Source organism: Kitasatospora sp. NPDC008050 (assembly GCF_042957465.1).
Taxonomy (GTDB): Bacteria; Actinomycetota; Actinomycetes; order Streptomycetales; family Streptomycetaceae; genus Kitasatospora.
Genome location: NZ_JBIBIJ010000001.1, coordinates 301,620 through 325,690, shown reverse-complemented (window position 1 = coordinate 325,690; position 24,071 = coordinate 301,620). Strand labels below are relative to the sequence as shown.

Below are 24,071 nucleotides of genomic sequence, written 5' to 3'. Positions count from 1 at the left end.
TCGGTGCATGTCGTACTCGCCGGCGGGGGTACCGCAGGACACATCGAGCCGGCCATGGCGCTCGCGGACGCGCTGCGCAGGCACGACCCGAGCATCGGCATCACCGCGCTCGGTACCGAGCGCGGCCTGGAGACCCGCCTGGTGCCCGAGCGCGGCTACCAGCTGGAGCTGATCCCGGCCGTCCCGCTGCCGCGCAAGCCCACCCCTGAGCTGATCACCGTGCCGGGCCGGCTGCGGGGCACCGTCCGGGCCGCCCAGGAGATCATCGAGCGGGTCAAGGCGGACGCCGTGGTCGGCTTCGGCGGCTACGTCGCGATGCCCGCCTACCTGGCGGCCAAGCGGGCCGGGGTGCCGATCGTGGTGCACGAGGCCAATGCCCGTCCGGGCCTGGCCAACAAGATCGGCGCCCGGTACAGCGACTTCGTCGCGGTCTCCACCCCGGACAGCAAGCTGCGCGACTCGCGCTACATCGGCATCCCGCTGCGCCGCACCATCGCCACCCTGGACCGCAACGCGGTGCGCCCCGAGGCCCGGCACTACTTCGGCCTCGACCAGCGGCTGCCCACCCTGCTGGTCTCCGGCGGCTCGCAGGGTGCGCGCCGGCTGAACGAGACCATCCAGGCGATCGCGCCGCGGTTGCAGCAGTACGGCGTCCAGGTGCTGCACGCGGTGGGCCCGAAGAACGAACTGCCGCGGATCGACGACATCCCCGGCATGCCGCCCTACCGGGCGGTGCCCTACCTGGACCGGATGGATCTGGCCTACGCCGCCGCCGACCTGATGCTCTGCCGGGCCGGCGCGATGACGGTGGCCGAGCTGGCCGCGGTGGGCCTGCCGGCCTGCTTCGTGCCACTGCCGATCGGCAACGGGGAGCAGCGGCTGAACGCTCAGCCGATGGTCAAGGCGGGCGGTGGCCTGCTGGTGGACGACGCCGAGCTGACCCCGGACTGGGTGCTGGGCAACGTCCTGCCGGTGCTCACCGACCCGCAGCGGCTGTGGGACATGAGCCGGGCGGCCGCCGAGTTCGGCCGCCGGGACGCGGACGACCTGCTGGTCGGCATGGTGTACGAGGCGATCGACGCGGCCCGGGGTGGCCGGCGTCGTGGCTGACCGCCTCACCGCCGCGCCGAGCGACGAGGAGTTGGCCGCGGAGGACGAGGAGGACGAGCCCCCCGCGCTGCGGCTGTCGCGGCGCGGGGTCCTGGTGCTCAGCGGGCTCGGGGCCGCGGTCCTGAGTCTGCTGGCCTGGCTGGTCTTCTACTCCTCGGTGCTGGACGTCCGTTCGGTGGCGATCCAGGGATTGCAGGGCGACCAGCTGACGGTCGACGAGGTGCGCTCGGCGATAGGGCCGGTCCAGCACGGGCCGCTGGCCCGGGTCGACCTGGACGCGGTGCAGCGCCGGGTCCAGGCGATCCCGCGGGTGGCCAAGGCGGAGGTCTGGCGGGGCTGGCCGCACACTCTGCGGGTGAAGGTGATCGAGCGTCAACCGGTCGCGGCTGTCAAGAGTTCTGACGGAAAGTTCACTCAGATGGATGCATCTGGGGTGAGTTTCGCCACCGAACCGACGCCGCCACCCGGTGTTCCGGTGGTCGAACTCCAGCTCAGTCAGCCGGCCCAGGACGCCGCCGGGGTCTTTCCGACCAGCCGGCTGGTCCAGGGCGCGGTCAGGGTGGCCACCGTGCTGCCGCCCGATGTGGCCAAGCAGAGCCCGGCACTACTGGTTCGTTCGTATGACGACATCGAGTTGCGGCTACCCGGGGGTGCCACCGTGCGGTGGGGGAGTCCCGACCGGGGGCAGCGCAAGGCGACGGTGCTGCTCGCGCTGATGAAGCAGAAGGCGGGGACCTATGACGTCAGTGCCCCGGATGCCCCGGCGATCTCGAGCTGAACGGAAATCCGGTAGGTTCTGTACTCCTCGGGGTTGTCGGGATCTTGACCGGTCGATTCGTCACTATTGACGATCCATCGGTGATTCCCCGACCCTGGGTGGTCGACCCCGGTGCTGACTGCCGGGTGATGATCACATAGGCTCAAAAGAAAAAAGGGAAGCTCGGCGTGTTCGTTGAACACGGGCCCGCCCGGCACTTAGTGTCCTGTGTCACCAGGCTGTTCACTACGGTGATCTGACGCGGTGGCGATCTGACGCAGCGATCATCTGCAGTCGGGGATCTGATGCGTCTTCAGGATCTGACGCAGGCACAGCATGAACCCTCAACGTCAAGTTTAGGGTTCGGGTCGGCGGTCCGCATTTTCGGACAATCAGTCAGGAATCGGGCTCCCCCCACCCATCGACATCCGTCGGCATCGTGGTTCGTGCAATGTCACGACCAGGAGGCCGGCCCGGACATCCGAGGCGAGAGGCCTTCGACGTGGCAGCACCGCAGAACTACCTCGCAGTCATCAAGGTCGTCGGTATCGGCGGCGGCGGTGTCAACGCCATCAACCGGATGATCGAGGTCGGTCTCAAGGGCGTCGAGTTCATCGCGATCAACACCGATGCGCAGGCTCTCCTGATGAGCGACGCCGACGTCAAGCTCGACGTGGGCCGCGAGCTCACCCGGGGTCTGGGCGCCGGCGCCAACCCCGAGGTCGGCCGCAAGGCCGCCGAGGACCACCGCGAGGAGATCGAGGAGGTCCTCAAGGGGGCCGACATGGTCTTCGTCACGGCCGGCGAGGGCGGCGGCACCGGTACCGGCGGTGCGCCGGTGGTGGCCAACATCGCCCGCTCGCTGGGCGCGCTGACCATCGGTGTGGTCACCCGGCCGTTCACCTTCGAGGGCCGGCGTCGCGCCAACCAGGCCGAGGACGGCATCGCCGGGCTGCGCGAGGAGGTCGACACCCTCATCGTGATCCCCAACGACCGGCTGCTGTCGATCTCCGACCGCCAGGTCAGCGTGCTGGACGCGTTCCGCTCGGCCGACCAGGTGCTGCTCTCCGGTGTGCAGGGCATCACCGACCTGATCACCACCCCGGGCCTGATCAACCTCGACTTCGCCGACGTGAAGTCGGTCATGTCGGACGCCGGTTCGGCCCTGATGGGGATCGGCTCGGCCCGCGGCGAGGACCGCGCCAAGGCGGCGGCCGTGATGGCCATCTCCTCCCCGCTGCTGGAGGCCTCGATCGACGGCGCCCGCGGGGTGCTGCTCTCCATCTCCGGCGGCTCCGACCTCGGTCTCTTCGAGATCAACGAGTCGGCCCAGCTGGTCAGCGAGGCGGCGCACCCCGAGGCCAACATCATCTTCGGTGCCGTGATCGACGACGCGCTCGGCGACGAGGTGCGGGTCACCGTGATCGCGGCCGGCTTCGACGGCGGCCAGCCGCCGGCCATCGTGCGCGACCCGGTGGTGAAGGCGACTCCGCCCGCCCCGACCGAGCGTCCGAGCGCCCGGCCCTATGGACAGATGGGCTCGGTGACGGGCCGTTCGTCGGAGGAGGGCGGCTCGGCGTCGAAGACCGAGACCACGGTGGCCCCGCCGGTGCCGCCGCAGGTCCAGCCGGTGCGCTCGCCCTACGTGGAGAGCCCGGCCGAGGAGCTGGACGTTCCGGACTTCCTGAAGTAATTCGTGCAGGGCTCGATGCCCACTCCGGCCTGACGGCTGGGGTGGGCATCGTCGCGTGTGATAGGCAGTGAATATGACGAACCAGCAGCCCGCCGAGTTCCCGGCGCCCGACCGCATTGAGCAGCTCAGGAGCGGTCTGGCGGCCGTGGAGCAGCGGATCGAGGCCGCCTGTGCGGCGGCCGGACGAGCGCGCTCCGAGGTCTCCCTGATCGTGGTCACCAAGACCTACCCGGCCTCGGACACCCGACTGCTGGCCTCCCTCGGCGTCCGCGAGGTGGCCGAGAACCGCGACCAGGACGCCGCCCCCAAGGCGGCCGAGTGCGCTGATCTGCCGCTGACCTGGCACTTCGTCGGACAGTTGCAGACGAACAAGGTGCGCTCGGTGGTGCGCTACGCACACCATGTTCACTCGGTCGACCGGGAGCGGCTGGTCACGGCGCTGGCTGACGCGGTGTCGAAGGCCGAACGGCCGCCGCTGGGCTGTCTGGTGCAGGTGGCCCTGGAGAAGGAGAAGGCCGCCGCGGAGGCCGGTGAGCCGAGCGAGGGCCGGGCCGGGGTCGCCCCCGAGGACGTGCTGGCGCTGGCCGATCGGATCGCCGACACGCCCGGACTGCGCCTTGACGGTGTGATGACTGTCGCTCCGCTGACGGGAACTCTGGCCGCAGACCCGGCCGCGGCGTTCGCGCGACTGGCGGAAATTGCAACCGCCGTACGCGCGGCCCATCCTGCTGCCACGATGGTCTCGGCAGGGATGAGCGGTGACCTTGAGCAGGCGATCGCGGCCGGAGCGACACATGTACGCGTCGGTACGGCGGTGCTCGGTGCGCGGTCACGGCTCGGGTAACGTCACCGGGTAGTAGATCAGACTGCAGGACAAATCAGGACAAATCACCGATTCGTCCTGAGGGTGCCAATCAATCGTGGATCGTATGTCCGCGGCCACGCACACACTCTGACAGAACATCGGCTCACCGTAACCGGGATCTGACAGATAGTGAGCGGACCGCGGGCCCGGGAAACCCACCGTACTTCACGGGGACGGATTTCGCGGGCCCGGCCGGTGACGAAGCCGATCCACCACAGAGCGGAGGACAGGAGCATGGCCGGCGCAATGCGCAAGATGGCGGTCTACCTCGGCCTCGTGGAGGACGAGACGTACGACGGTCAGGGTTACGACCCGGACGACGACTACGACACGGACCCCGAGCCCATCCGGACCGGGCGGACCGAGGACATCCCGCGGCCCGCCGCCGCCCCACCGGCGCAAGTCGCCTCGATCGCGCCCCAGCCGGTGCCGGCCGCAGTGCCGATCCGGCAGGAGCCGCCGCGGATGGCACCCGTGTCGTCCATCACACCCGAACGTCGTCAGAATCTGGAGAAGAGTGCGCCGGTGATCATGCCCAAGGTCGTGAACGAGCGGGAGCCGTACCGCATCACCACGCTGCACCCGAGGACCTACAACGAGGCCCGTACCATCGGGGAACAGTTCCGTGGCGGCACCCCGGTGATCATGAATCTGACCGAGATGGACGACACCGACGCGAAGCGCCTCGTAGACTTCGCCGCTGGACTCGTCTTCGGTCTGCACGGCAGTATCGAGCGCGTGACGCAGAAGGTGTTCCTGCTGTCTCCTGCTAACGTCGATGTCACGGCGGAGGACAAGGCACGAATCGCCGAGGGTGGGTTCTTCAACCAGAGCTGACCCGGCCACGACGTCATGTGTGGACCTGATGGACAGTGAGTGACCTAGCAGTCTCATAAGCAGGCAGAGTCGGAAGAAACTGGGAGAGGGATACCCGATGGGGATCGTGGGGGCGGTGCTCTACTACGCACTGACCGTCTTCCTGGTGATTCTGCTGTTCCGCCTGGTCATGGACTGGGTCTTCCAGTTCGCCCGCTCGTGGCGTCCCGGCAAGGCCATGGTGGTGGTCCTGGAGGCCACGTACACTGTCACGGATCCGCCACTCAAGCTTCTTCGGCGGTTCATTCCGCCGTTGCGTCTCGGGGGCGTGGCGCTCGACCTGTCCTTCTTCGTACTGATGATCATTGTGTATGTCCTGATCTCGCTCGTGCAGCGTCTGCCGTGGTGAGCGATGCGGCAGGATGCCAGTGTGCCGACGATCACGTTGAGGTGAAGAGATGCCGTTGACCCCCGAGGACGTTCGGAACAAGCAGTTCACGACCGTCCGGCTGCGCGAAGGCTACGACGAGGACGAGGTCGATGCCTTCCTCGACGAGGTCGAAGCCGAGCTGACCCGCCTGCTGCGCGAGAACGAGGACCTGCGGGCCAAGTTGGCCGCTGCGACCCGGGCTGCCGCGCAGAACCAGGCGAACATGCGCAAGGAGCAGCCGCAGGACGCTCCGCGTCAGGGCGGTCCGGTGCCCGCCGCCATATCCGGCCCGCCGGTCCCCGGCCAGCAGGGTCCCGGTCAGCAGCAGCAGCCGCCGCAGCAGCAGATGGGCCAGCAGCCGCTGGGTCTGCCGTCCGGCGCGCCGCAGTTGCCGCCCGGCCAGGGCGCCCCGATGCAGCAGCAGGTCCCCGGCCAGCAGCAGATGCAGCAGCAGCAGATGCAGCCGCAGCAGCAGATGGGCCAGCAGCAGATGGGCACCATGGGCGGCCAGCAGCAGCTGGTGCAGCCGATGGGCGGTCAGATGCTGCAGCCGATGGGCGGCCAGATGCCGCAGCAGATGGGCCAGCAGCAGATGGGCACCATGGGTGGCCAGCAGCAGCTCGCCCCGATGGGCGGCCCGCTCGGCCAGCAGCTCGGTGGGCCGCTCGGCGCGCCGATGCAGCAGCAGGGCCCCGGTGGCGACAGTGCGGCCCGCGTGCTCGCGCTCGCCCAGCAGACCGCCGACCAGGCGATCTCCGAGGCCCGGTCCGAGGCCAACAAGATCGTCGGCGAGGCTCGCAGCCGCGCCGAGGGTCTGGAGCGCGACGCCCGTGCCAAGGCCGACGCGCTGGAGCGGGACGCGCAGGAGAAGCACCGTGTCGCGATGGGCTCGCTGGAGTCGGCCCGCGCCACACTGGAGCGCAAGGTCGAGGACCTGCGTGCCTTCGAGCGCGAGTACCGCACCCGCCTGAAGTCCTACCTGGAGACCCAGCTTCGTCAGCTGGAGTCGCAGGCCGACGACTCGCTCGCCCCGCCGCGGATCCCGGCCACCGCTTCGCTGCCGCCGGCCGCGTCGTCGATGGCCTCCACGGGCGCCCCCTCCTTCGGCGGCGGTCAGCCCTCCTTCGGCGGTAACCCGTCGTTCGGCGGCAACCAGTCCTTCGGTGGCGGCTCCGGTGCCCCGTCGTTCGGCGGTCAGCCCTCGGCCAACGGTGCCCCGCAGATGGCTCCGGCCGGCATGACCCAGCCGATGGCCGCGGTCCGTCCGCAGCCGCCGCAGCCCATGCAGCCGATGCAGCAGGCCCCCGCTCCGATGCGTGGCTTCCTGATCGACGAGGACGGCGACAACTAGTCCGCTGCTTGTACCGAGGCGCGTGCCCCGGGCTCCTGCGCTGAGCCCGGTGTGCGCGCCTCGGTCGTTTCCCGAGCAGGGTCCTGATGTGCGAAGGCGCCCGGCCACTTCTGTGGTCGGGCGCCTTCGCACAGGGGTTTTCGCGCATGACTTCGGGGGCTCACCCGCCTGGGCGGGTGAGCCCCCGAAGCGCTACCGCTACGCCTTGCGCAGCTGGAAGGTCAGGCCGAGGCCCTCGTCGGTGAAGTCCTGCGACTGCCAGTCGGCCTCGCCGGTGGCGAAGTCGGTGGCCAGGACCTCCTCGGCGACCAGAGCGCCGTGCTCGGTGACGGCCGCCACCGTCTCGGCGTCGGCCGACTGCCAGCGCAGCACGATCCGGTCGGCGACGTCCAGACCGGAGTTCTTGCGGGCCTCCTGGATCTGGCGGATGGCGTCGCGGGCGATGCCCAGGCGCTTGAGCTCGGGGGTGATCGCCAGGTCGAGGGCGACGGTGGCGCCGGACTCGTTGGCGACGGCCCAGCCCTCGCGCGGGGTCTCGGTGATGATCACCTCATCGGGCGAGAGGCTGATCGGCTCCCCGTCCAGCAGCACCGAGGTGGTGCCGCCGGCCCGCAACTCGGCGGCCAGCACGGCGGCGTCGGCGGCGGCGACCGCCTTGGCCACCTCCTGGACGCCCTTGCCGAAGCGCTTGCCCAGCGCCCGGAAGTTCGCCTTCGCGGTGGTGTCGACCAGCGAACCGCCGACGGCCGCGAGCGACTCCAGGGTGGCGACGTTGAGCTCCTCGGCGATCTGCGCACGCAGATCGGCGGGCAGCTCCTCCCAGCCCTGGGCCGCGATCAGCGCGCGGGAGAGCGGCTGACGGGTCTTCACCCCGGACTCCGCCCGGGTGGCGCGGCCCAGTTCGACGAGCCGGCGGACCAGCGCCATGTGCCGGGACAGGGCGGGGTCGATCAGCGACTCGTCCGCCACCGGCCAGCTGCTCAGGTGCACCGAGGCCGGGGCCTCGGGGTCGACCGGGACCACCAGGTCCTGCCAGACCCGCTCGGTGATGAACGGGGTGAGCGGCGCCATCAGCCGGGTCACCGTCTCCAGCGCCTCGTGCAGAGTGGCGAGCGCGGCGGCGTCGCCCTGCCAGAAGCGGCGGCGGCCGCGGCGCACGTACCAGTTGGACAGGTCGTCGACGAAGCCGGAGAGCAGCTTGCCGGCGCGCTGGGTGTCGTAGGTCTCAAGGGCCGCGTCCGTCTCGCGGACCAGGGTGTTCAGCTCGGAGAGCACCCAGCGGTCCAGCTGCGGGCGGTCCGCCGGAGCGGGGTCGCTCGCGCCGGGCGCCCAGTTCGCGGTCCGCGCGTACAGGGCCTGGAAGGCGACGGTGTTCCAGTAGGTGAGCAGCGTCTTGCGCACCACTTCCTGGATCGTGCCGTGGCCGACCCGGCGGGCCGACCAGGGCGAGCCGCCGGCCGCCATGAACCAGCGCACCGCGTCGGCGCCGTGCTGGTCCATCAGCGGGATCGGCTGCAGGATGTTGCCCAGGTGCTTGGACATCTTGCGGCCGTCCTCGGCCAGGATGTGGCCCAGGCACACCACGTTCTCGTAGGCCGACTTGTCGAAGACCAGGGTGCCGACGGCCATCAGCGTGTAGAACCAGCCGCGGGTCTGGTCGATCGCCTCGGAGATGAACTGCGCCGGGTAGCGGCTCTCGAACAGCTCCTTGTTCTGGTACGGGTAGCCGTACTGCGCGAACGGCATCGACCCCGAGTCGTACCAGGCGTCGATCACCTCGGGCACCCGGGTGGCCTGCCCGCCGCAGTCGCGGCAGTCGAAGGTCACCGCGTCGATGAACGGGCGGTGCGGGTCGAGCCCGCTCTGGTCGGTGCCGGTCAGCTCGGTGAGCTCCGCCAGCGACCCGACGCAGGTCAGGTGGCCCTCCTCGCAGCGCCAGATGGGCAGCGGGGTGCCCCAGTAGCGGTTGCGGGACAGCGCCCAGTCGATGTTGTTGTTCAGCCAGTCGCCGAAGCGGCCGTGCTTGACCGTCTCCGGGAACCAGTTGGTGGCCTCGTTCTCACGGATCATCGCGTCCTTGACGGCGGTGGTCCGGATGTACCAGGACGGCTGCGCGTAGTAGAGCAGCGCGGTGTGGCAGCGCCAGCAGTGCGGGTAGCTGTGCTCGTAGGGCAGGTGGCGGAAGAGCAGGCCGCGCTCCTTGAGGTCGGCGACCAGCGCCTCGTCCGCCTTCTTGAAGAAGACGCCGCCCACCAGCGGCACGTCCGGGGCGAAGGTGCCGTCGGTCTCCACCGGGTTGACCACCGGCAGGCCGTACTTGCGGCAGGTCGCCAGGTCGTCCGCGCCGAAGGCGGGGGACTGGTGGACGATGCCGGTGCCGTCCTCGGTGGTCACGTAGTCGGCGTTCAGGACGTAGTGCGCGTCCTCGATCTCGATCAGGTCGAACGGGCGCCGGTAGGCCCAGCGCTCCATCTCGGCACCGGTGAACGACTGCCCGGTGACCTCCCAGCCCTCGCCGAGCGCCTTGCCGACCAGCGGCTCGGCCACCACCAGCTGCTCGGTGCCGTCGGTGGCCACCACGTAGGTGACCTCCGGGTGCACCGCGGCGGCGGTGTTGGAGACCAGCGTCCACGGGGTGGTGGTCCACACCAGCAGCGCGGCCTGGCCGGCCAGCGGGCCGCTGGTCAGCGGGAAGCGGACGAAGACCGAGGGGTCGACCACGGTCTCGTAGCCCTGGGCCAGCTCGTGGTCCGAGAGGCCGGTGCCGCAGCGCGGGCACCAGGGGGCGACGCGGTGGTCCTGGACCAGTCGGCCCTTGTCGAAGATCTGCTTGAGCGACCACCAGACCGACTGGACGTAGGAGGGGTCCATGGTCCGGTAGGCCTCGTCGAGGTCGACCCAGTAGCCCATCCGCTCGGTGAGCTTGCTGAACTCGTCGGTGTGCCGGGTGACCGACTCGCGGCACTTGGCGTTGAACTCGGCGATGCCGTACCGCTCGATGTCCGGCTTGCCGGAGAAGCCCAGCTCCTTCTCGACGGCCAGCTCCACCGGCAGGCCGTGGCAGTCCCAGCCGGCCTTGCGGGCGACGTGGTAGCCCTTCATGGTCCGGTAGCGCGGGAAGACGTCCTTGAAGACGCGGGCCTCGATGTGGTGCGCGCCCGGCATGCCGTTGGCGGTCGGCGGGCCCTCGTAGAAGACCCACTCGGGGCGGCCCTCGGACTGCTCCAGGCTGCGCTGGAAGATCTTCTGGTCACGCCAGAAGCTCAGGATGCCGTGTTCGAGGACGGGCAGGTCGACCTGGGCGGGGACGGGGTTGTATGTGCTCACTGCGCCTCCGGCGGATGCGTGGACGGGCATTCCGACGGAGGGACGAGGCGGCCAGCGCCCCGCGGTACCACCCTCCTTGGCCGCCGGAAACACTCGACGGCCCACTCCTTGGGCTTGCGGCCGGGTCTACTGGGCCCCACACGGGGCCGTTCTTCCGGCGGCTCCGGGGTGATCTTCCCGCCGCGCACACCCCCGGGCTCACACCGTCCCCGGGTCGCTCATGGCTGCGTACGTCGGTACTCGTCCCATCTGCGCCTTGCCGGCCCAGTCTATAGGGCCGGGGCAAGGCGGTTTCGCCAGCGCGCGGGGAAACGGTTAGCCGGTGACGATCTGGGCACAACTTTGTCAATGCCCAGGCACGGCTTTCATCGGGCTTCGGGCCCGGCGGCTGCCCGAGTGGGATCGATTCACGGCATCGGTATGTCCCGTTGTGACCGGATTCGATCAGGATTATCGTTCCGGCACCAGAGGCCGACGGGAACCGTCGGCCGGAGTCATTCGTAGATGGGGTCGAGCCATGGCTGAGAAGGCAACGGGCGCGGGCACCGCCACCAGGCGGACTCGGAAGGCCGTGGCAGGCGACCAAGGGGAGGGTTCCGTGACCACGACACGGCGGAAGACCAGCACCACCACCGGGCGCGGCGCGGCCACCAGCCGTAACCACACCCCCGTCGCCACCGGAGCCCGGGCCACGGTCCCGGCGCCGGCCGGAGCCGAGTCCGTCGACCCGGCTGAGCTGCCGGTCCGCTCGGGCGAGGACCCGTGGACGGCGGCCGAGGTCGCCGAGGTGCACGCCGAGCTGAATGCCGAGCTCACCCGGCTGCGCGACGAGATCGAGACCGCCGAGGCGGCGATCACCGGCCTGATGCGCGACTCCAACGACGGGGCGGGCGACGACCAGGTGGACGCCGGCACCAAGAACATCAGCCGGGAGAGCGAACTCGCCCTCGCCAACAACGCCCGCGACATGCTCGACCAGACCGAGCGCGCGCTGGTCCGGCTGGAGGGCGTGGGCTTCGGCGTCTGCGAGTCCTGCAGCAAGGCGGTGGGCAAGGCCAGGCTGCAGGCCTTCCCCCGGGCGACCCTCTGCGTGGCCTGCAAGGCGAAGCAGGAGCGGCGCTGACGGTCCGTCGCCGGGGTCGTTCGGGCCGGGGTCGAGCCGCCGCGCGCACCGCGTGGCGTACGCTCGACCCCGTAACGTCGGCCCCTTTTTCTCGGTAGCGGAGCGGATCATCACTACCCCAGGTTCCCCCCAGACCCAGGACGAGCCCACCGAGCCCGCCGACACCGCTGAAGCGTCGACCGGCACGCCGAGCGGCCCGGCCGGTGCGAGCGCCCTGGCCGAGGCGCGCGCCGCGGTGCGCCGGCGCCGGCTCGTCCTGCTCTTCTCGGTGGCGCTGCTCGCCTACCTGATCGATCTGAGCAGCAAGCTGCTGGTGGTGGCCAGGCTGGAGGGCCACGACCCGATCCAGGTGATCGGTGACGTGGTGACCTTCCAGGTGATCCGCAACGCCGGCGCCGCCTTCGGGATGGGCCAGACCATGACCGTGGTCTTCACGCTGATCGCCGCCGCCGTGATCGTGGTGATCTGGCGGATCTCGCGCCGGCTCTACAGCCTGCCCTGGGCGATCGCGCTGGGCCTGCTGCTCGGCGGAGCGCTGGGCAACCTGACCGACCGGCTGTTCCGCTCCCCGGGGGTGCTGCGCGGCCACGTGGTCGACTTCATCTCGGTGCAGCACTTCGCGGTCTTCAACCTGGCCGACTCCGCGATCGTCTGCGGCGGGATCCTGGTGGTGCTGCTCTCCTTCCGCGGCAGCAACCCGGACGGTTCCAACCACAACACCGCCAAGGGGGAGTGACCCCGCCGCGGGGCGTGCTGCGGCGGGCAGCGGGAGCGGGTGGCCGGTTGCGGCATACTCGTACGGGTGAGCACCGCAGCGCAGATCCGCACGCTTCCCGTACCCGACGGCCTTGAGGGCGAGCGTCTCGACGCCGCCCTCGCCCGCATGTTCGGCCTCTCGCGGACCAAGGCCGCCGAGCTGGCCGCCGAGGGCAAGGTCCGGATCGACGGTGCCACCGCCGGCAAGTCGGACCGGGTGATGGCCGGCAGCTGGCTGGAGGTCGAGATCCCGGCGCCCGCCGCCCCGGTGCAGATCGTCGCCGAGCACGTCGAGGGCATGCGGATCGTCCACGACGACCAGGACATCGTGCTGGTCGACAAGCCGGTCGGGGTCGCCGCGCACCCGAGCCCGGGCTGGACCGGCCCGACCGTGATCGGCCACCTGGCAGCAGCCGGCTACCGGATCTCCACCTCGGGGGCCGCCGAGCGCCAGGGCGTCGTGCACCGCCTGGACGTCGGCACCTCGGGGCTGATGGTGGTCGCCAAGTCGGAGCGCGCCTACACCGACCTCAAGCGCCAGTTCCACGACCGGATCACCTCGAAGACCTACCACACGCTGGTCCAGGGCCACCCCGATCCGCTCAGCGGCACCGTCGACGCCCCGATCGGGCGCCACCCCAGCTCGGACTGGAAGTGGGCGGTGACCCGCGAGGGCAAGCCCTCGATCACCCACTACGACCTGATCGAGGCCTACCGGGCCGCCTCCCTGCTGACGGTCAAGCTGGAGACCGGCCGCACCCACCAGATCCGGGTGCACATGTCGGCGCTGCGGCACCCGTGCGTGGGTGACCTGACGTACGGCGCCGACCCCTCGCTCGCCAAGCGCCTGGGGCTGACCCGCCAGTGGCTGCATGCCGTCGCGCTCGGCTTCGAGCACCCGGCCGACGGCGAGTGGGTGCAGTTCGAGAGCGAGTACCCCGAGGACCTGCGCAAGGCGCTGGAGATCATCTCCGATGAGAGCTGAGCCGGGCGGAGCCGAGCCGGTGGACATCCGGGTGGTCCGCGGCGAGCGGGAGTTCGAGCTGGCCAAGGCCGTGCGGCACGAGGTCTTCGTGGTCGAGCAGGGCATCGCGCCCGAGCTGGAGTACGACGAGCTGGACGCCACCTCGACCCACCTGCTCGCGCTCGACCCGGCCGGCGCGCCGGTCGGCACCGCCCGGCTGATCAGCGGCGAGCCGGCGCTGGAGCTGACCGGCGTCGCGGGCCGGGTGCTGCTCGGCCGCCTCGCGGTCAGCGCGCGGGCCCGCGGCACCGGCCTGGGCGCGGCCCTGGTCGGCGCGGTCGAGCGGGCCGGGATCGAGCTGGGGGCCACCGAGTGCGAGCTGCACGCCCAGGTCCAGGCGCTCGGCTTCTACCAGCGCCTCGGCTACACCGCCGAGGGGCCGGTCTACGACGACGCGGGAATACCGCACCGCACCATGGTCAAGGCTTTCTGAGGCTTCTCGCACTACGCTCTGGGCGGCACACCACCAACGTGACGGGGGACCGATGCGCTATCTGATCCGCGACCGGATGTTCGCCTTCCACGAGGAAGCCTGGATCGAGACCGAGCACCGCGAGAAGCTCTACCGGGTCAACAAGAAGCTCTTCCGGCTGCGCAGCACCTTCCACTTCGTGGACACCCGGGGCACGGTGGTGGCCACCATCGTGCGCAAGGCCCTGACCTGGCACCACACCATCCTGATCAAGCACGAGGGTGAGGTGGTGGCCAAGATCAGCAAGCGGTTCCTCAAGCTGTTCGGCGACCGCTTCAAGGTCCGGCTGCGGGACGGGCGGCAGCTGAAGATAGTGGGCAACCTCTGGGACCGGGAGTTCGACATCCGGCACGAGGGCACCACGCTGGCGCACATCTCCCGGCGCTGGTTCAGCATCCGCGACGCCTATGCCGTGGATGTGCTGAGCCCGCAGGACGCCGTGCTGCTGATCGTCCTGGCGGTCTGCGTGGACCACACCCTGCAGGACCTCAAGGGCGAGAAGATCACGAATCTCTGAGGCCCGCTCAGGGCGGGTTCAGTCGGTGCGCACCCGCGGCAGAGCCTGCGGGTGCTCCTCGCGCAGGAAGCCGAGCAGGTCCTCGCGGACCTCGCAGCGCAGCAGGAAGGTGTCCTCCGGGGTGCGGGCGGTCATGGTGGCCCGCACCACGATGGTGCTGGGGGTGGTGTCGACGACCCGCAGTGCCCACTCGGTGCCGTCCCACAGCGGGGAGCGGGCCAGCAGCTCGCCCAGCCGCTCGCGCAGTGCCGGTACCGGGGTGGTGTGGTCCAGGTGCAGCAGCACCACCGCGAGCAGGCCCGGGTCCTTGCGGGTCCAGTTCTCGAAGGGCTTGCTGACGAAGTAGGAGACCGGCACGATCAGCCGCCGGTAGTCCCACAGCCGCACCACCAGGTAGGTGAGGGTGATCTCCTCCACCGTGCCCTGCTGGGTCTCCACCACCACGGTGTCGCCGATCCGGACGGTGTCGCCGAAGGCGATCTGCAGGCCCGCGAAGAAGTTGCCCAGCGTGTTCTGCGCCGCGATGCCCGCCACCACGCCGATGATGCCGGCCGAGGCCAGCAGGCTGGTGCCGATGGTGCGCATCTCGGCGAAGGTCAGCAGCATCACGGCCGCGGTGACGGCCACGATCACCGCGCCGACCGCCCGGCGCAGCATGTTGAGCTGGGTGCGCACCCGCTGCAGCCGGGACGGATCGCCGGCCACCGCTTCGTAGCGGATCTGCACCGCGGCCAGCGCCGCCGCCATGACCCGCTCGGTCAGCCAGCCCAGCGCGGCGAGCAGGATGAGCAGCAGCGCGTGGCGCAGGCCCTCGTCGGTCAACGGGTCGACGGGGCGGGCGGCCAGCAGCAGCGCGGGCGCCACCACCAGTTGGAGCGGGATCCGGCAGCGGCGCAGCAGGGACCAGAGGCGGTCCTCGGGGTGTCGGGCACTGACCCGCTGCAGCGTCTGGTCGACCAGCCAGCCGACCACCAGGGTGATGGCGACGGTGGCGAGCAGGGTGAGCAGGGGCTGCAGCACGGCACACACGATACGCGGACGAGTCGGGCAAATCGCCGCAGCTCGACCGGTTCCTGACCGGCCCCCTCCCGGCGGACCCTCTCAGAGACCGCGGATAGGATCGCTGTCCATGAAGCTCCCTGGCCCCTGGCGGCGTTGGCGCGCACGTGGCAGGCCGACCCGCCGTCGGCTGCTGGCCTGGGGGCTGGTGCTGGCCGTGCTGGTCGGCCTGGGGACGGCGGCCGCGGTGACGGGCGCCCCGGCCGCGGTGCACCAGGAGGACCGTTTCCTCTCGATGCCCGAGGCGCCGGGCAGCTCCCAGCAGGTCTCCATCGACACCTCCTTCTTCACCACCGGCAGCAGCCCGCGCCCCGCGGTGCTGCTCGCCCACGGGTTCGGCGGCAGCAAGGACGACGAGGCGGGCGAGGCGCGCAAGCTGGCCCGGGCCGGCTACGCGGTGCTCACCTGGTCCTCGCGCGGCTTCGGGCACTCCACCGGGCAGATCGGCCTGGACTCGCCCGACGGCGAGGTGCAGGACGTCAAGCACCTGGTGGACTGGCTGACCCAGCGGCCCGAGGTGCTCAAGGACAAGCCCGGCGATCCGGTGGTCGGCATCACCGGCGCCTCCTACGGCGGTGCGATCGCACTGCTGGCGGCGGCCGCCGATCCCCGGATCAAGGCCATCGCTCCCCGGATCACCTGGTGGAACCTGGCGGACGCGCTCTTCCCGCAGAACGTCCAGGGCGGCAGCGCGGCCGACGGGGTGTTCAAGAAGCTGTGGGCCGGCATCTTCTTCACCGACGGATCCGCCGGTGACCTGACCGCCTCCACCACCGGCAAGCCGGCGCCCGCGGTCAGCAGTCCGGGCCCGGTGGGCTGCGGCCGCTTCACCGCCGACCTGTGCGCGATGTACAACCGGGTGGCCAGCGCCGGCCGGCCCGATGCCCAGGCCGTTGCCCTGCTGGAGAAGTCGAGCCCGTCGACTTTCGCATCCCAGATCAAGGTGCCCACGCTGGTGGTCCAGGGCGAGCAGGACTCGCTCTTCCCGCTGGACCAGGGCGATGCGATGGCCAAGGCGATCGCCGCCAACGGCGCCCCGGTCTCGGTCGACTGGTTCGCCGGCGGCCACGACGGCGGCACCGAGACCAGCGACCGGGTGGACGACCGGGTGATCGCCTGGTTCGACACGTACCTGAAGCACCAGGACACCAACACCGGCCCGGCCTTCCGGGTCACCAGGACCGGGGGCGTGGACTCCACCGGCTTCCAGGCCGTGCTGCGCGGCGCCGACGCCAACCGGTACCCGGGCCTGGGCGGCACCGCCAGCACCGCCGTGCAGCTGAGCGGCGGTCAGCAGACCATCGCCAACCCGCCCGGCGGCGCGCCGCCGGCGATCTCCACCGTGCCGGGGCTGGGCGCGCTCGCCCAGGCCTCGCAGCTGGGCGTCGGACTCTCACTCGACTTCCCGGGGCAGTCCGCGACCTTCGACTCCGCCCCGCTGGCCGACGGGATCCAGCTGACCGGCAGACCCACCGTCAAGATCACCGTGCACGCCGACCAGCCGGACGCGGTGCTCTTCGCCAAGCTCTACGACGTCGCCCCGGACGGCAGCCAGACCCTGCCGCAGCAGCTCGCCGCCCCGTTGCGGGTCACCGGCGCCGACGCGCCCGGCGGCAGGACGGTGACCGTCGGCCTGCCCGCCGTCGACCACTCCTTCGCCGCCGGCCACCGGCTGCGCCTGGTGCTCGCCAGCACCGACCTGGCCTACGCCTCACCGAACGCGCCCGCCACCTACCAGGTGGCGGCGGCAGGCCCGCTGACCGTCCCCACCGACAGCGCCCTGCACACCGAGGCGGCCCCGCTGCCGGCCCGCGTCTGGCAGCTGCCGCTGCTCGCGCTGGTGGTGGCCGCCGGCCTGCTGCTGACGATGCGCCGGCGCCGCGCGGTGCCGCCGCCGGACCCGGCGCTCGCGCTGATCCCGCTGCGGATCACCGGGCTGAGCAAGCGCTACAAGGGCGCCGCCGACCGCTACGCCGTGCGCGACCTGGGCTTCACCGTCGAGCCGGGCCAGGTGCTCGGCCTGCTCGGGCCCAACGGCGCCGGCAAGACCACCACGCTGCGGATGCTGATGGGCCTGATCCGCCCGGACGAGGGCGAGATCAGGATCTTCGGCCACGCCGTGCGCCCCGGCGCCCCGGTGCTCTCCCGGGTCGGCGCCTTCGTGGAGGGTGCCGGGTTCCTGCCGCACCTGAGCGGACGGGCCAACCTGGAGCTGTACTGGCAGGCCACCGGGCGCCCCGCCGAGGACGCGCACCTGGCCGAGGCGCTGGAGATCGCCGACCTGGGCGAGGCGCTGGAGCGCGCGGTGCGCACCTACTCGCAGGGCATGCGCCAGCGCCTGGCGATCGCCCAGGCCATGCTCGGCCTGCCGGACCTGCTGATCCTGGACGAGCCGACCAACGGGCTCGACCCGCCGCAGATCCGCGAGATGCGCGAGGTGATGATCCGCTACGCGGCCACCGGACGCACCGTGATCGTCTCCAGCCACCTGCTCGCCGAGGTCGAGCAGAGCTGCACCCACCTGGTGGTGATGGACCGCGGCCGGCTGGTCAGCACCGGCGCGGTGGCGGAGATCATCGGTGGCGGCGAGCTGCTGCTGGTCGGCACCCCCGCCTCGTACGGCGCCGCCGAGCTGGCGGCAGCGGCCGATAAGGCCGCCGCGCTGCCCGGCGTCGGCTCGGCGGAGGTCGCAGGCCACGGACTGCTGGTCCGGCTGGACGGCCTGACCGCGCACCAGCTGGTTGCCGAGCTGGTCCGCTTGGACGTCCCGGTGGAGCGGGCCGGTCCGCACCGCCGCCTGGAGGACGCGTTCCTGTCGATGATCGGAGGCCCGGCGTGAGCAGCACCCTGGCGGACCGGGCGCCCGGCTACCGCCCCCAGCGCACCCTGCCGCTGCGGGTGGAGGCGCTTCGCCAGCTGCGCCGCCGCCGCACCCTGGTGATCGCGGCGGTGCTCTTCGCGCTGCCGTTCATCGTGCTGGCCGCCTTCCAGATCGGCGGCACCCCGAGCCGGCCCGACCAGGTCACCTTCGTCTCGCTGGCCACCGCCTCCGGGCCCAACTTCGCGGCCACCCTGCTCTTCATGGGCACCGGCTTCGTGCTGGTGATCCCGGTCGCGCTGTTCTGCGGGGACACGGTGGCCGCCGAGGCCGGTTGGTCCTCGCTGCGCTACCTGCTGGCCGCGCCGGTGCCGCGGGCCCGGCTGCTGGCCCGCAAGCTCACCGTCGGGCTGCTCTTCTCGGCCGCCGCCATCGTGCTGCTGCCGTTGGTCGGCCTCGGGGTCGGCACCGCCGCCTACGGCTGGGGCGACCTCAAGCTGCCCGCCGGCGGCAGCCTGCCCGCCGCCGAGGCGCTGCCCCGCCTGGCCATCGCGGTCGGCTTCGTGATCCTCAGCGAGGTGGTGGTCGGCGCGCTCGCCTTCTTCCTCTCCACCGCCTCCGACGCCCCGCTCGGCGCGGTCGGCGGCGCCGTCTTCCTCAGCATCATCACCGGGGTGCTGGACGCGATCACCGCGCTCGGCGGGCTGCGCGAGTGGCTGCCCGCGCACTGGCAGTACGCCTGGGCGGACGCGCTGCAGCCGCAGCTGGAGTGGGGCGGGATGCTCCAGGGCGTCTCGCTCTCGCTCTCCTACGCGGCCGTGCTGCTGGCGCTGGCCTTCCGGGGGTTCGCGCGCAAGGACATCGTCTCGTAGGGGAGGATGGGCGGGTACCGCCTCGAACGATGTACGGAGTCCCCCCGTGGCCCAGATCCTGCTCCTCCACTCCGCTTACGGGCTGCGCCCCGCCGTGCACGCCGCCGCCGACCGGCTGCGTGCGGCCGGACACCAGGTGCACGTGCCGGACCTGTACGACGGCAAGGTCTTCGACACCGTCGAGGAGGGCATGGCCTACCGCGAGGAGCTCGGCAACGACGAGCTGCTGCGCCGGGCGGTCGGCGCAGCAGCCCCGCTGCTCGCCACGGCCGGGACCAAGCTGGTCTACGCCGGCTTCTCGCTCGGCGGCGGGCTGGCCCAGAACCTGGCGCTGGCCGACGAGCACTCGCTCGGCCTGCTGCTCCTGCACGGCACCTCCGACCTGCGCGAGGACGCCGCCACCGGGATCCTGGTGCAGCTGCACATCGCCGAGCCCGACCCGTTCGAGACCGAGGACTGGCTGAACACCTGGTACCTGGGCATGCGCCGGGCCGGGGCCGAGGTGGAGGTGCACCGCTACCGCGGTGCGGGGCACCTGTTCACCGACCCCGAGCTGCCGGACTACGACGCCGAGGCGGCCGAGACCGCCTGGGCGGCCTCGCTCGACTTCCTGACCGAGCTGGACGAGCTGACCGGGCAGAACTGACGATCCGTCAGGCGGTCGGCGGGGCCTGCGGCGGCTGCGGCGGATAGCCGTAGGTGATCGGCTGGACGGGTTGCTGGGCGGGCGGTGCCATCGGCGCCGGGTAGCCGGCGACCGGCTGGGACGGGATCGGCGCGCCGTAGCCGGGGGCGCCCTGGGCGGGGAACGGGGCCGGGTAGCCGCCCGGGTAGCCGACCGGGGCCGCCACCGCGGCCGTCCCCGCCGGGCGCCGGGTGACCGCCACCGCCAGCACGAAGACCAGCGCGAGCACCACCTGGACGATGACGTCCAGGTTGAGCAGCAGGTTGGAGCCCGGTGAGCGGAAGGCGTGCGAGAGGTACTGGTTGCCGGTCAGCTGCGCGATCTCCGTCAGCACCGAGCTGTAGGCGCTCACCAGCAGCACCGCGACGCCGGCCGGGCGCACCCAGGCAGCGCCGGCGAAGGCGCCGATGACCAGCGCGATCAGTGCGAGCACGAACGCGGTGTCGGTGGCGGAGAAGTTGATCGCGGCGTCCCGCACGAAGTGGTCGTAGTTGATCCCGAACGCGGTCGGCAGGTAGGCCACGCCCTGCTTGCTGAGGTCGAAGCCCAGGATCGCCAGCTCCAGCAGTACGTCGACGATCATCAGTGCCGCCAACCCGGGCAGTACCGCCGGGCGCGATCCGCCCGGTGCCGGTTGCGGGGTCGGAAAGCCTCCGACGGGCGGCGCGTAACTCATGGTGTCCCCTCCGGACGGCGGGGCCATGGCGTCTCCACGGCTCCCGGTGCGCGCTGAGAGTAGCGCGCACCGGTAACCACCGGGTCAGGCGCTCCAGGCGGCCGGGCCGAGGAGCGTCTTCACCTCGCTGGCGAAGGCGGTGTCGGGGTTGACCAGGAAGCCGAGCTCGTAGAGGACGTCGCGCTGGCGGCTGGTGGTGAGCAGCCGGACCGGTACGTCGCCGGGGTGCGCCTGGAGCGTGAGCTTGAGCTCGCGCACCATGTTGGCCGTCACCTTCGGGTAGGGCACGGTGAGCTGCACCGGGGGCTTGCCGCCGTGCTCGGCCGCGGAGATGTCCAGGCTGACGATCTCCTGGCCGAAGATGCTCAGCGCGCCGTCACGCTCGTTGAGCCGGCCGCGCACCGAGATGACGTTGTCCTCGATCATCTGGTCGGCCATCAGGTTGTAGGTGGCCGGGAAGAAGAGGACCTCGACCGAGCCGTCGCGGTCGGCCAGGGTGATGATCGCCCAGGCGTTGCCCGCCTTGTTGATCCGCCGGTCCACCCCGGTGATCAGCCCGGAGAGCCGGACCTCGCCCTCGGTGCGGCCGGAGCCCATCAGTTCGGCGATCGAGACGTCGCGGTTGCGGGCCAGGATGTGCTCGGCGCCGTCCAGCGGGTGGCTGGAGACGTACAGGCCGAGCATCTCGCGCTCCAGGCTGAGCAGCTGGCGGCGCGGCCACTCGCGGTCGGTGAGCTCGAAGTCCAGGCCGATGGTGGGCGTGTCGGAGTCGGTGTCGAGTGCGCCGAACAGGTCGTCCTGGCCGATCGCCTGCTGCTTCTTGACCCCGGTGACGGCGTCGATGGCCTGCTCGTGCACGGCGCAGAGCGACTGGCGGGTGTGGTTCAGCGAGTCGAAGGCGCCGGCCTTGATCAGCGAGTCGATGGTGCGCTTGTTGCAGGCGACCAGCTCGGCCTTGTCCAGGAAGTCGGCGAAGGAGGAGTACTTCCCCTTCTCCTTGCGGGTCTTGATCATCGACTCGATGACCGGGACGCCGACGTTGCGCACGGCCTTGAGGCCGAAGCGGACGTCGGTGCCGACGGCGGTGAAGTCGACCACGGACTCGTTGACGTCGGGGGAGAGGATCTTGATGCCCATCGACCGGCACTCGGCCAGGTAGACGGCCATCTTGTCCTTGTCGTCCGCGACCGAGGTGAGCAGGGCGGCCATGTACTCGGCGGGGTAGTTCGCCTTCAGGTAGGCGGTCTGGTACGAGACCAGGCCGTAGGCGGCCGAGTGCGATTTGTTGAACGCGTAGCCGGCGAACGGGACCAGCACGTCCCAGACCGCCTGGATGGCCTCGTCGGAGTAGCCGCGCTCCTTGCAGCCGGCGTGGAACGGGACGAACTCCTTTTCGAGGACCTCCTTCTTCTTCTTGCCCATCGCGCGGCGGAGCAGGTCGGCCTGTCCGAGGCTGTAGCCGGCCAGCACCTGCGCGGCTCGCTGCACCTGCTCCTGGTAGACGATCAGGCCGTAGGTGGGGCCGAGGACCTCGGAGAGCGGTGCCTCCAGCTCCGGGTGGATCGGGATGATCTCCTGCTGGGCGTTCTTGCGCAGCGCGTAGTTGGTGTGCGAGTTCATGCCCATCGGGCCGGGCCGGTACAGCGCCGAGACGGCGGAGATGTCGGCGAACTCGGTGGGCTTCATCAGCTTGAGCAGCGCGCGCATGGGGCCGCCATCGAGCTGGAAGACGCCCAGCGTGTCGCCGCGGGCGAGCAGTTCGTAGGTCGTCGGGTCGTCGATCGGGATGTTCTCGATGTCGACGTCGATGCCGCGGTTGGACTTCACGATCTTGATGCAGTGGTCGATGATGCCCAGGTTCCGCAGACCCAGGAAGTCCATCTTGATCAGACCCATGGCTTCGCACGACGGGTAGTCGAAGCCGGTGATGATCACGCCGTCCTTGTCCCGCTTGTGCAGCGGGATCAGTTCGAGCAGTGGCGTCGAGGAGAGGATGACGGCGGCGGCGTGCACACCGGTGCCGCGGATCAGGCCCTCGATGCCGATACCGGTGTCGATGATCTTCTTGACGTCCGGCTCGTTGGCGTACATCGTGCGGATCTCGGTGCCCTCGTTGTACCGAGGGTGCTTCTCGTTGAAGAGATCCGCCAGTGGCACGCCCTTGCCCATCACGTCCGGCGGCATCGCCTTGGTGATCCGGTCGCCCATCGCGAAGGGGTAGCCCAGGATGCGGCTGGAGTCCTTGACGGCGGCCTTGGCCTTGATGGTGCCGAAGGTGTTCACCTGGGCCGTGTAGGCCTCGCCGTACTTCTCGGTGACGTAGCGCACCATCTGGTCGCGCTGGCGGTCGTCGAAGTCGATGTCGACGTCCGGGGGGTTGATGCGCTCGGGGTTCAGGAACCGCTCGAAGAGGAGATCGTGCTCCAGCGGGTCCAGCTGGGTGATGCCGGTCAGGTAGGAGACCATCGAGCCGGCCGCCGAGCCACGGCCGGGACCGACGGGAATGCCGTTGTCGCGACCGTACTGGCAGATGTCGGCGACCACGAGGAAGTAGGCGTCGAACCCCATCGGGGTGATGACGCCCATCTCCAGCTCGATCCGGTCCAGCACCTCCTGGCTCGGGTTGTCGCCGTAACGCCTGTGGAGGCCGGCCTGGATCTTCTGGCGCAGGTAGGAGGCCTGGGTCTCGCCCTCGGGCACGTCGAACTGCGGCATCCGGTCGACGTAGTCGAAGACCTCGCCGTACGGCTGGATCCGCTCGGCGATGGCGAGCGTGTTGTCGCAGGCCTCCGGCAGTTCGCTGAACAGCTCGCGCATCTCGGCGGGCGTCTTGATGTAGTAGCCGGAGCCGCCGAACTTCAGCCGGTTCGGGTCGTCCTTGTTCTTGCCGGTGCCCACACAGAGCAGGTTGTCGTGGGCGTCGGCCTGGTCCTCGGTGACGTAGTGCGAGTCGTTGGTCGCCAGCAGCGGCAGGCCGAGCTGCTTGCCCAGCCGCAGCAGATCGGCCCGGATGTCCAGCTCGATGTTGAGGCCGTGGTCCATCAGCTCAAGGAAGAAGTTCTCCTTGCCGAAGATGTCCCGGTAGGTGGAGGCGGCCTCGATCGCCTCCTCGTACTGGCCGAGCCGCAGTCGGGTCTGGATCTCGCCCGACGGGCAGCCGGTGCTGGCGATGATCCCCTTGGCGTGCTGGGCCAGGAGCTCGCGGTCCATCCGGGGCTTGGTGTAGTAGCCCTCCATCGACGCGAGCGAGGAGAGCTTGAAGAGGCTCCGCAGCCCGTCGGCGTTCTCCGCCCACATCGTCATGTGGGTGAAGCGGCCACCACCGGAGACGTCCTTGCCGCCCTCGCCGTCCGTGTTGGCCGGCCGCTTGCCGCCCGGCGACCAGAACACCTGCTTCTTGTGGAAGCGCGACTCGGGGGCGAGGTACGCCTCGATGCCGATGATCGGCTTGACCGAGCTGCCCTTGGACTTCTGGAAGAACTCGTAGGCCCCGAACATGTTGCCGTGGTCACTCATCGCGATGGCCGGCATGCCCTGCCGCTCGACCTCGGCGAACAGCTTGCTGTTCTTCGCCGCCCCGTCGAGCATCGAGAACTCAGTGTGAACGTGCAGGTGCACAAAGCCATCGGGCACAGGGGTCTCCAGTCATTCACCGCCGGGGAACATCCACCCTAATGGGGTGGCGAGGGGAAGCACGCCGCGCTGGAGGTGCCCGTGGGG

At 70.6% G+C, this 24,071-nt stretch carries 19 protein-coding genes; 15 read left to right on the top strand and 4 right to left on the bottom strand.

Going from position 1 to position 24,071, the window contains the following annotated elements:
* The first annotated feature begins 3 nt into the window (after positions 1–3).
* The 7 genes from murG to ACFZB9_RS01310 all read left to right on the top strand — a co-directional run bounded on the left by murG (position 4) and on the right by ACFZB9_RS01310 (position 7,022).
* On the top strand, positions 4–1,110 hold the full coding sequence (murG, locus tag ACFZB9_RS01340) for an undecaprenyldiphospho-muramoylpentapeptide beta-N-acetylglucosaminyltransferase (protein ID WP_391442745.1): 1,107 nt from the start codon (positions 4–6) through the stop codon (positions 1,108–1,110).
* A complete protein-coding gene (locus ACFZB9_RS01335; protein WP_391442744.1) occupies positions 1,103–1,888 on the top strand; it encodes a cell division protein FtsQ/DivIB in 786 nt (261 codons plus the stop codon). The genes murG and ACFZB9_RS01335 overlap by 8 nt, the downstream gene beginning before the upstream one ends.
* 481 nt (positions 1,889–2,369) lie before the next feature.
* On the top strand, positions 2,370–3,560 hold the full coding sequence (gene ftsZ, locus ACFZB9_RS01330; RefSeq protein WP_391442743.1) for a cell division protein FtsZ: 1,191 nt from the start codon (positions 2,370–2,372) through the stop codon (positions 3,558–3,560).
* Positions 3,561–3,633: 73 nt separating this feature from the next.
* Positions 3,634–4,404 (top strand): YggS family pyridoxal phosphate-dependent enzyme, encoded by a 771-nt coding sequence (locus ACFZB9_RS01325; RefSeq protein WP_391442741.1) that lies wholly within the window; start codon positions 3,634–3,636, stop codon positions 4,402–4,404.
* A gap of 255 nt (positions 4,405–4,659) precedes the next feature.
* Complete coding sequence (locus ACFZB9_RS01320; protein ID WP_184942333.1) at positions 4,660–5,262, top strand: cell division protein SepF; 603 nt, start codon at positions 4,660–4,662, stop codon at positions 5,260–5,262.
* A 97-nt stretch (positions 5,263–5,359) separates the two neighbouring features.
* The gene (locus tag ACFZB9_RS01315) at positions 5,360–5,650 is read left to right on the top strand and encodes a YggT family protein (protein ID WP_110665401.1); all 291 of its coding nucleotides are present in this window, start codon (positions 5,360–5,362) and stop codon (positions 5,648–5,650) included.
* 49 nt (positions 5,651–5,699) lie between these two features.
* On the top strand, positions 5,700–7,022 hold the full coding sequence (locus ACFZB9_RS01310) for a DivIVA domain-containing protein (protein ID WP_391442740.1): 1,323 nt from the start codon (positions 5,700–5,702) through the stop codon (positions 7,020–7,022).
* A gap of 198 nt (positions 7,023–7,220) precedes the next feature.
* Here ACFZB9_RS01310 and ileS read toward each other — a convergent pair whose 3' ends face one another.
* Entirely contained in the window at positions 7,221–10,349 is a 3,129-nt protein-coding gene (gene ileS / locus ACFZB9_RS01305; protein ID WP_391442739.1) for an isoleucine--tRNA ligase, read from the bottom strand.
* A gap of 598 nt (positions 10,350–10,947) precedes the next feature.
* Here ileS and ACFZB9_RS01300 point away from each other — a divergent pair.
* The 5 genes from ACFZB9_RS01300 (at position 10,948) to ACFZB9_RS01280 (ending at position 14,241) form a co-directional block, all read left to right on the top strand.
* Positions 10,948–11,472 carry a TraR/DksA family transcriptional regulator gene (locus tag ACFZB9_RS01300; RefSeq protein ID WP_391442738.1) on the top strand — a complete coding sequence of 175 codons (525 nt, stop codon included), beginning with the start codon at positions 10,948–10,950 and terminating at the stop codon, positions 11,470–11,472.
* Positions 11,473–11,524: 52 nt separating this feature from the next.
* Positions 11,525–12,208, top strand: coding sequence for a signal peptidase II (lspA, locus tag ACFZB9_RS01295; RefSeq protein ID WP_391442737.1), 684 nt, complete (start codon positions 11,525–11,527; stop codon positions 12,206–12,208).
* A 66-nt stretch (positions 12,209–12,274) separates the two neighbouring features.
* Positions 12,275–13,213: an RluA family pseudouridine synthase gene (locus ACFZB9_RS01290; protein WP_391442736.1), complete on the top strand. Its 939-nt coding sequence runs from the start codon at positions 12,275–12,277 to the stop codon at positions 13,211–13,213.
* Positions 13,203–13,685 (top strand): GNAT family N-acetyltransferase, encoded by a 483-nt coding sequence (locus tag ACFZB9_RS01285; protein ID WP_391442734.1) that lies wholly within the window; start codon positions 13,203–13,205, stop codon positions 13,683–13,685. The genes ACFZB9_RS01290 and ACFZB9_RS01285 overlap by 11 nt, the downstream gene beginning before the upstream one ends.
* Positions 13,686–13,737: 52 nt before the next feature.
* A complete protein-coding gene (locus ACFZB9_RS01280; RefSeq protein WP_391442732.1) occupies positions 13,738–14,241 on the top strand; it encodes an LURP-one-related/scramblase family protein in 504 nt (167 codons plus the stop codon).
* Positions 14,242–14,259: 18 nt separating this feature from the next.
* Here ACFZB9_RS01280 and ACFZB9_RS01275 read toward each other — a convergent pair whose 3' ends face one another.
* The gene (locus ACFZB9_RS01275; protein ID WP_391442731.1) at positions 14,260–15,261 is read right to left on the bottom strand and encodes a mechanosensitive ion channel family protein; all 1,002 of its coding nucleotides are present in this window, start codon (positions 15,259–15,261) and stop codon (positions 14,260–14,262) included.
* Between the two features lie 109 nt (positions 15,262–15,370).
* On the opposite strand from ACFZB9_RS01275, the gene ACFZB9_RS01270 reads away from it, so the two are divergent.
* The 3 genes from ACFZB9_RS01270 to ACFZB9_RS01260 are packed head-to-tail and all read left to right on the top strand — an operon-like array spanning position 15,371 to position 19,636.
* Positions 15,371–18,139, top strand: a complete 2,769-nt coding sequence (locus ACFZB9_RS01270) for an alpha/beta fold hydrolase (protein ID WP_391442730.1) — start codon at positions 15,371–15,373, stop codon at positions 18,137–18,139.
* Complete coding sequence (locus tag ACFZB9_RS01265; RefSeq protein WP_391442728.1) at positions 18,136–18,990, top strand: ABC transporter permease; 855 nt, start codon at positions 18,136–18,138, stop codon at positions 18,988–18,990. The genes ACFZB9_RS01270 and ACFZB9_RS01265 overlap by 4 nt, the downstream gene beginning before the upstream one ends.
* Positions 18,991–19,036: 46 nt before the next feature.
* Positions 19,037–19,636, top strand: coding sequence for a dienelactone hydrolase family protein (locus tag ACFZB9_RS01260; protein WP_391442727.1), 600 nt, complete (start codon positions 19,037–19,039; stop codon positions 19,634–19,636).
* A 7-nt stretch (positions 19,637–19,643) separates the two neighbouring features.
* On the opposite strand, the gene ACFZB9_RS01255 is transcribed toward ACFZB9_RS01260, so the two are convergent.
* Positions 19,644–20,258, bottom strand: coding sequence for a hypothetical protein (locus ACFZB9_RS01255; RefSeq protein ID WP_391442725.1), 615 nt, complete (start codon positions 20,256–20,258; stop codon positions 19,644–19,646).
* Between the two features lie 177 nt (positions 20,259–20,435).
* Positions 20,436–23,984 (bottom strand): DNA polymerase III subunit alpha, encoded by a 3,549-nt coding sequence (gene dnaE / locus ACFZB9_RS01250; RefSeq protein WP_391442724.1) that lies wholly within the window; start codon positions 23,982–23,984, stop codon positions 20,436–20,438.
* Between the last annotated feature and the right edge of the window lie 87 nt (positions 23,985–24,071).

Bases quoted from the DNA above. Each gene is read 5' to 3' on its own strand.
- ACFZB9_RS01270 (WP_391442730.1), top strand. From the start codon at position 15,371: ATGAAGCTCCCTGGCCCCTGGCGGCGTTGGCGCGCACGTGGCAGGCCG.
- ACFZB9_RS01315 (WP_110665401.1), top strand. From the start codon at position 5,360: ATGGGGATCGTGGGGGCGGTGCTCTACTACGCACTGACCGTCTTCCTG.
- ACFZB9_RS01255 (WP_391442725.1), bottom strand. From the start codon at position 20,258: ATGATCGTCGACGTACTGCTGGAGCTGGCGATCCTGGGCTTCGACCTC.
- ACFZB9_RS01320 (WP_184942333.1), top strand. From the start codon at position 4,660: ATGGCCGGCGCAATGCGCAAGATGGCGGTCTACCTCGGCCTCGTGGAG.
- ACFZB9_RS01325 (WP_391442741.1), top strand. From the start codon at position 3,634: ATGACGAACCAGCAGCCCGCCGAGTTCCCGGCGCCCGACCGCATTGAG.
- ACFZB9_RS01285 (WP_391442734.1), top strand. From the start codon at position 13,203: ATGAGAGCTGAGCCGGGCGGAGCCGAGCCGGTGGACATCCGGGTGGTC.
- ACFZB9_RS01310 (WP_391442740.1), top strand. From the start codon at position 5,700: ATGCCGTTGACCCCCGAGGACGTTCGGAACAAGCAGTTCACGACCGTC.
- ACFZB9_RS01280 (WP_391442732.1), top strand. From the start codon at position 13,738: ATGCGCTATCTGATCCGCGACCGGATGTTCGCCTTCCACGAGGAAGCC.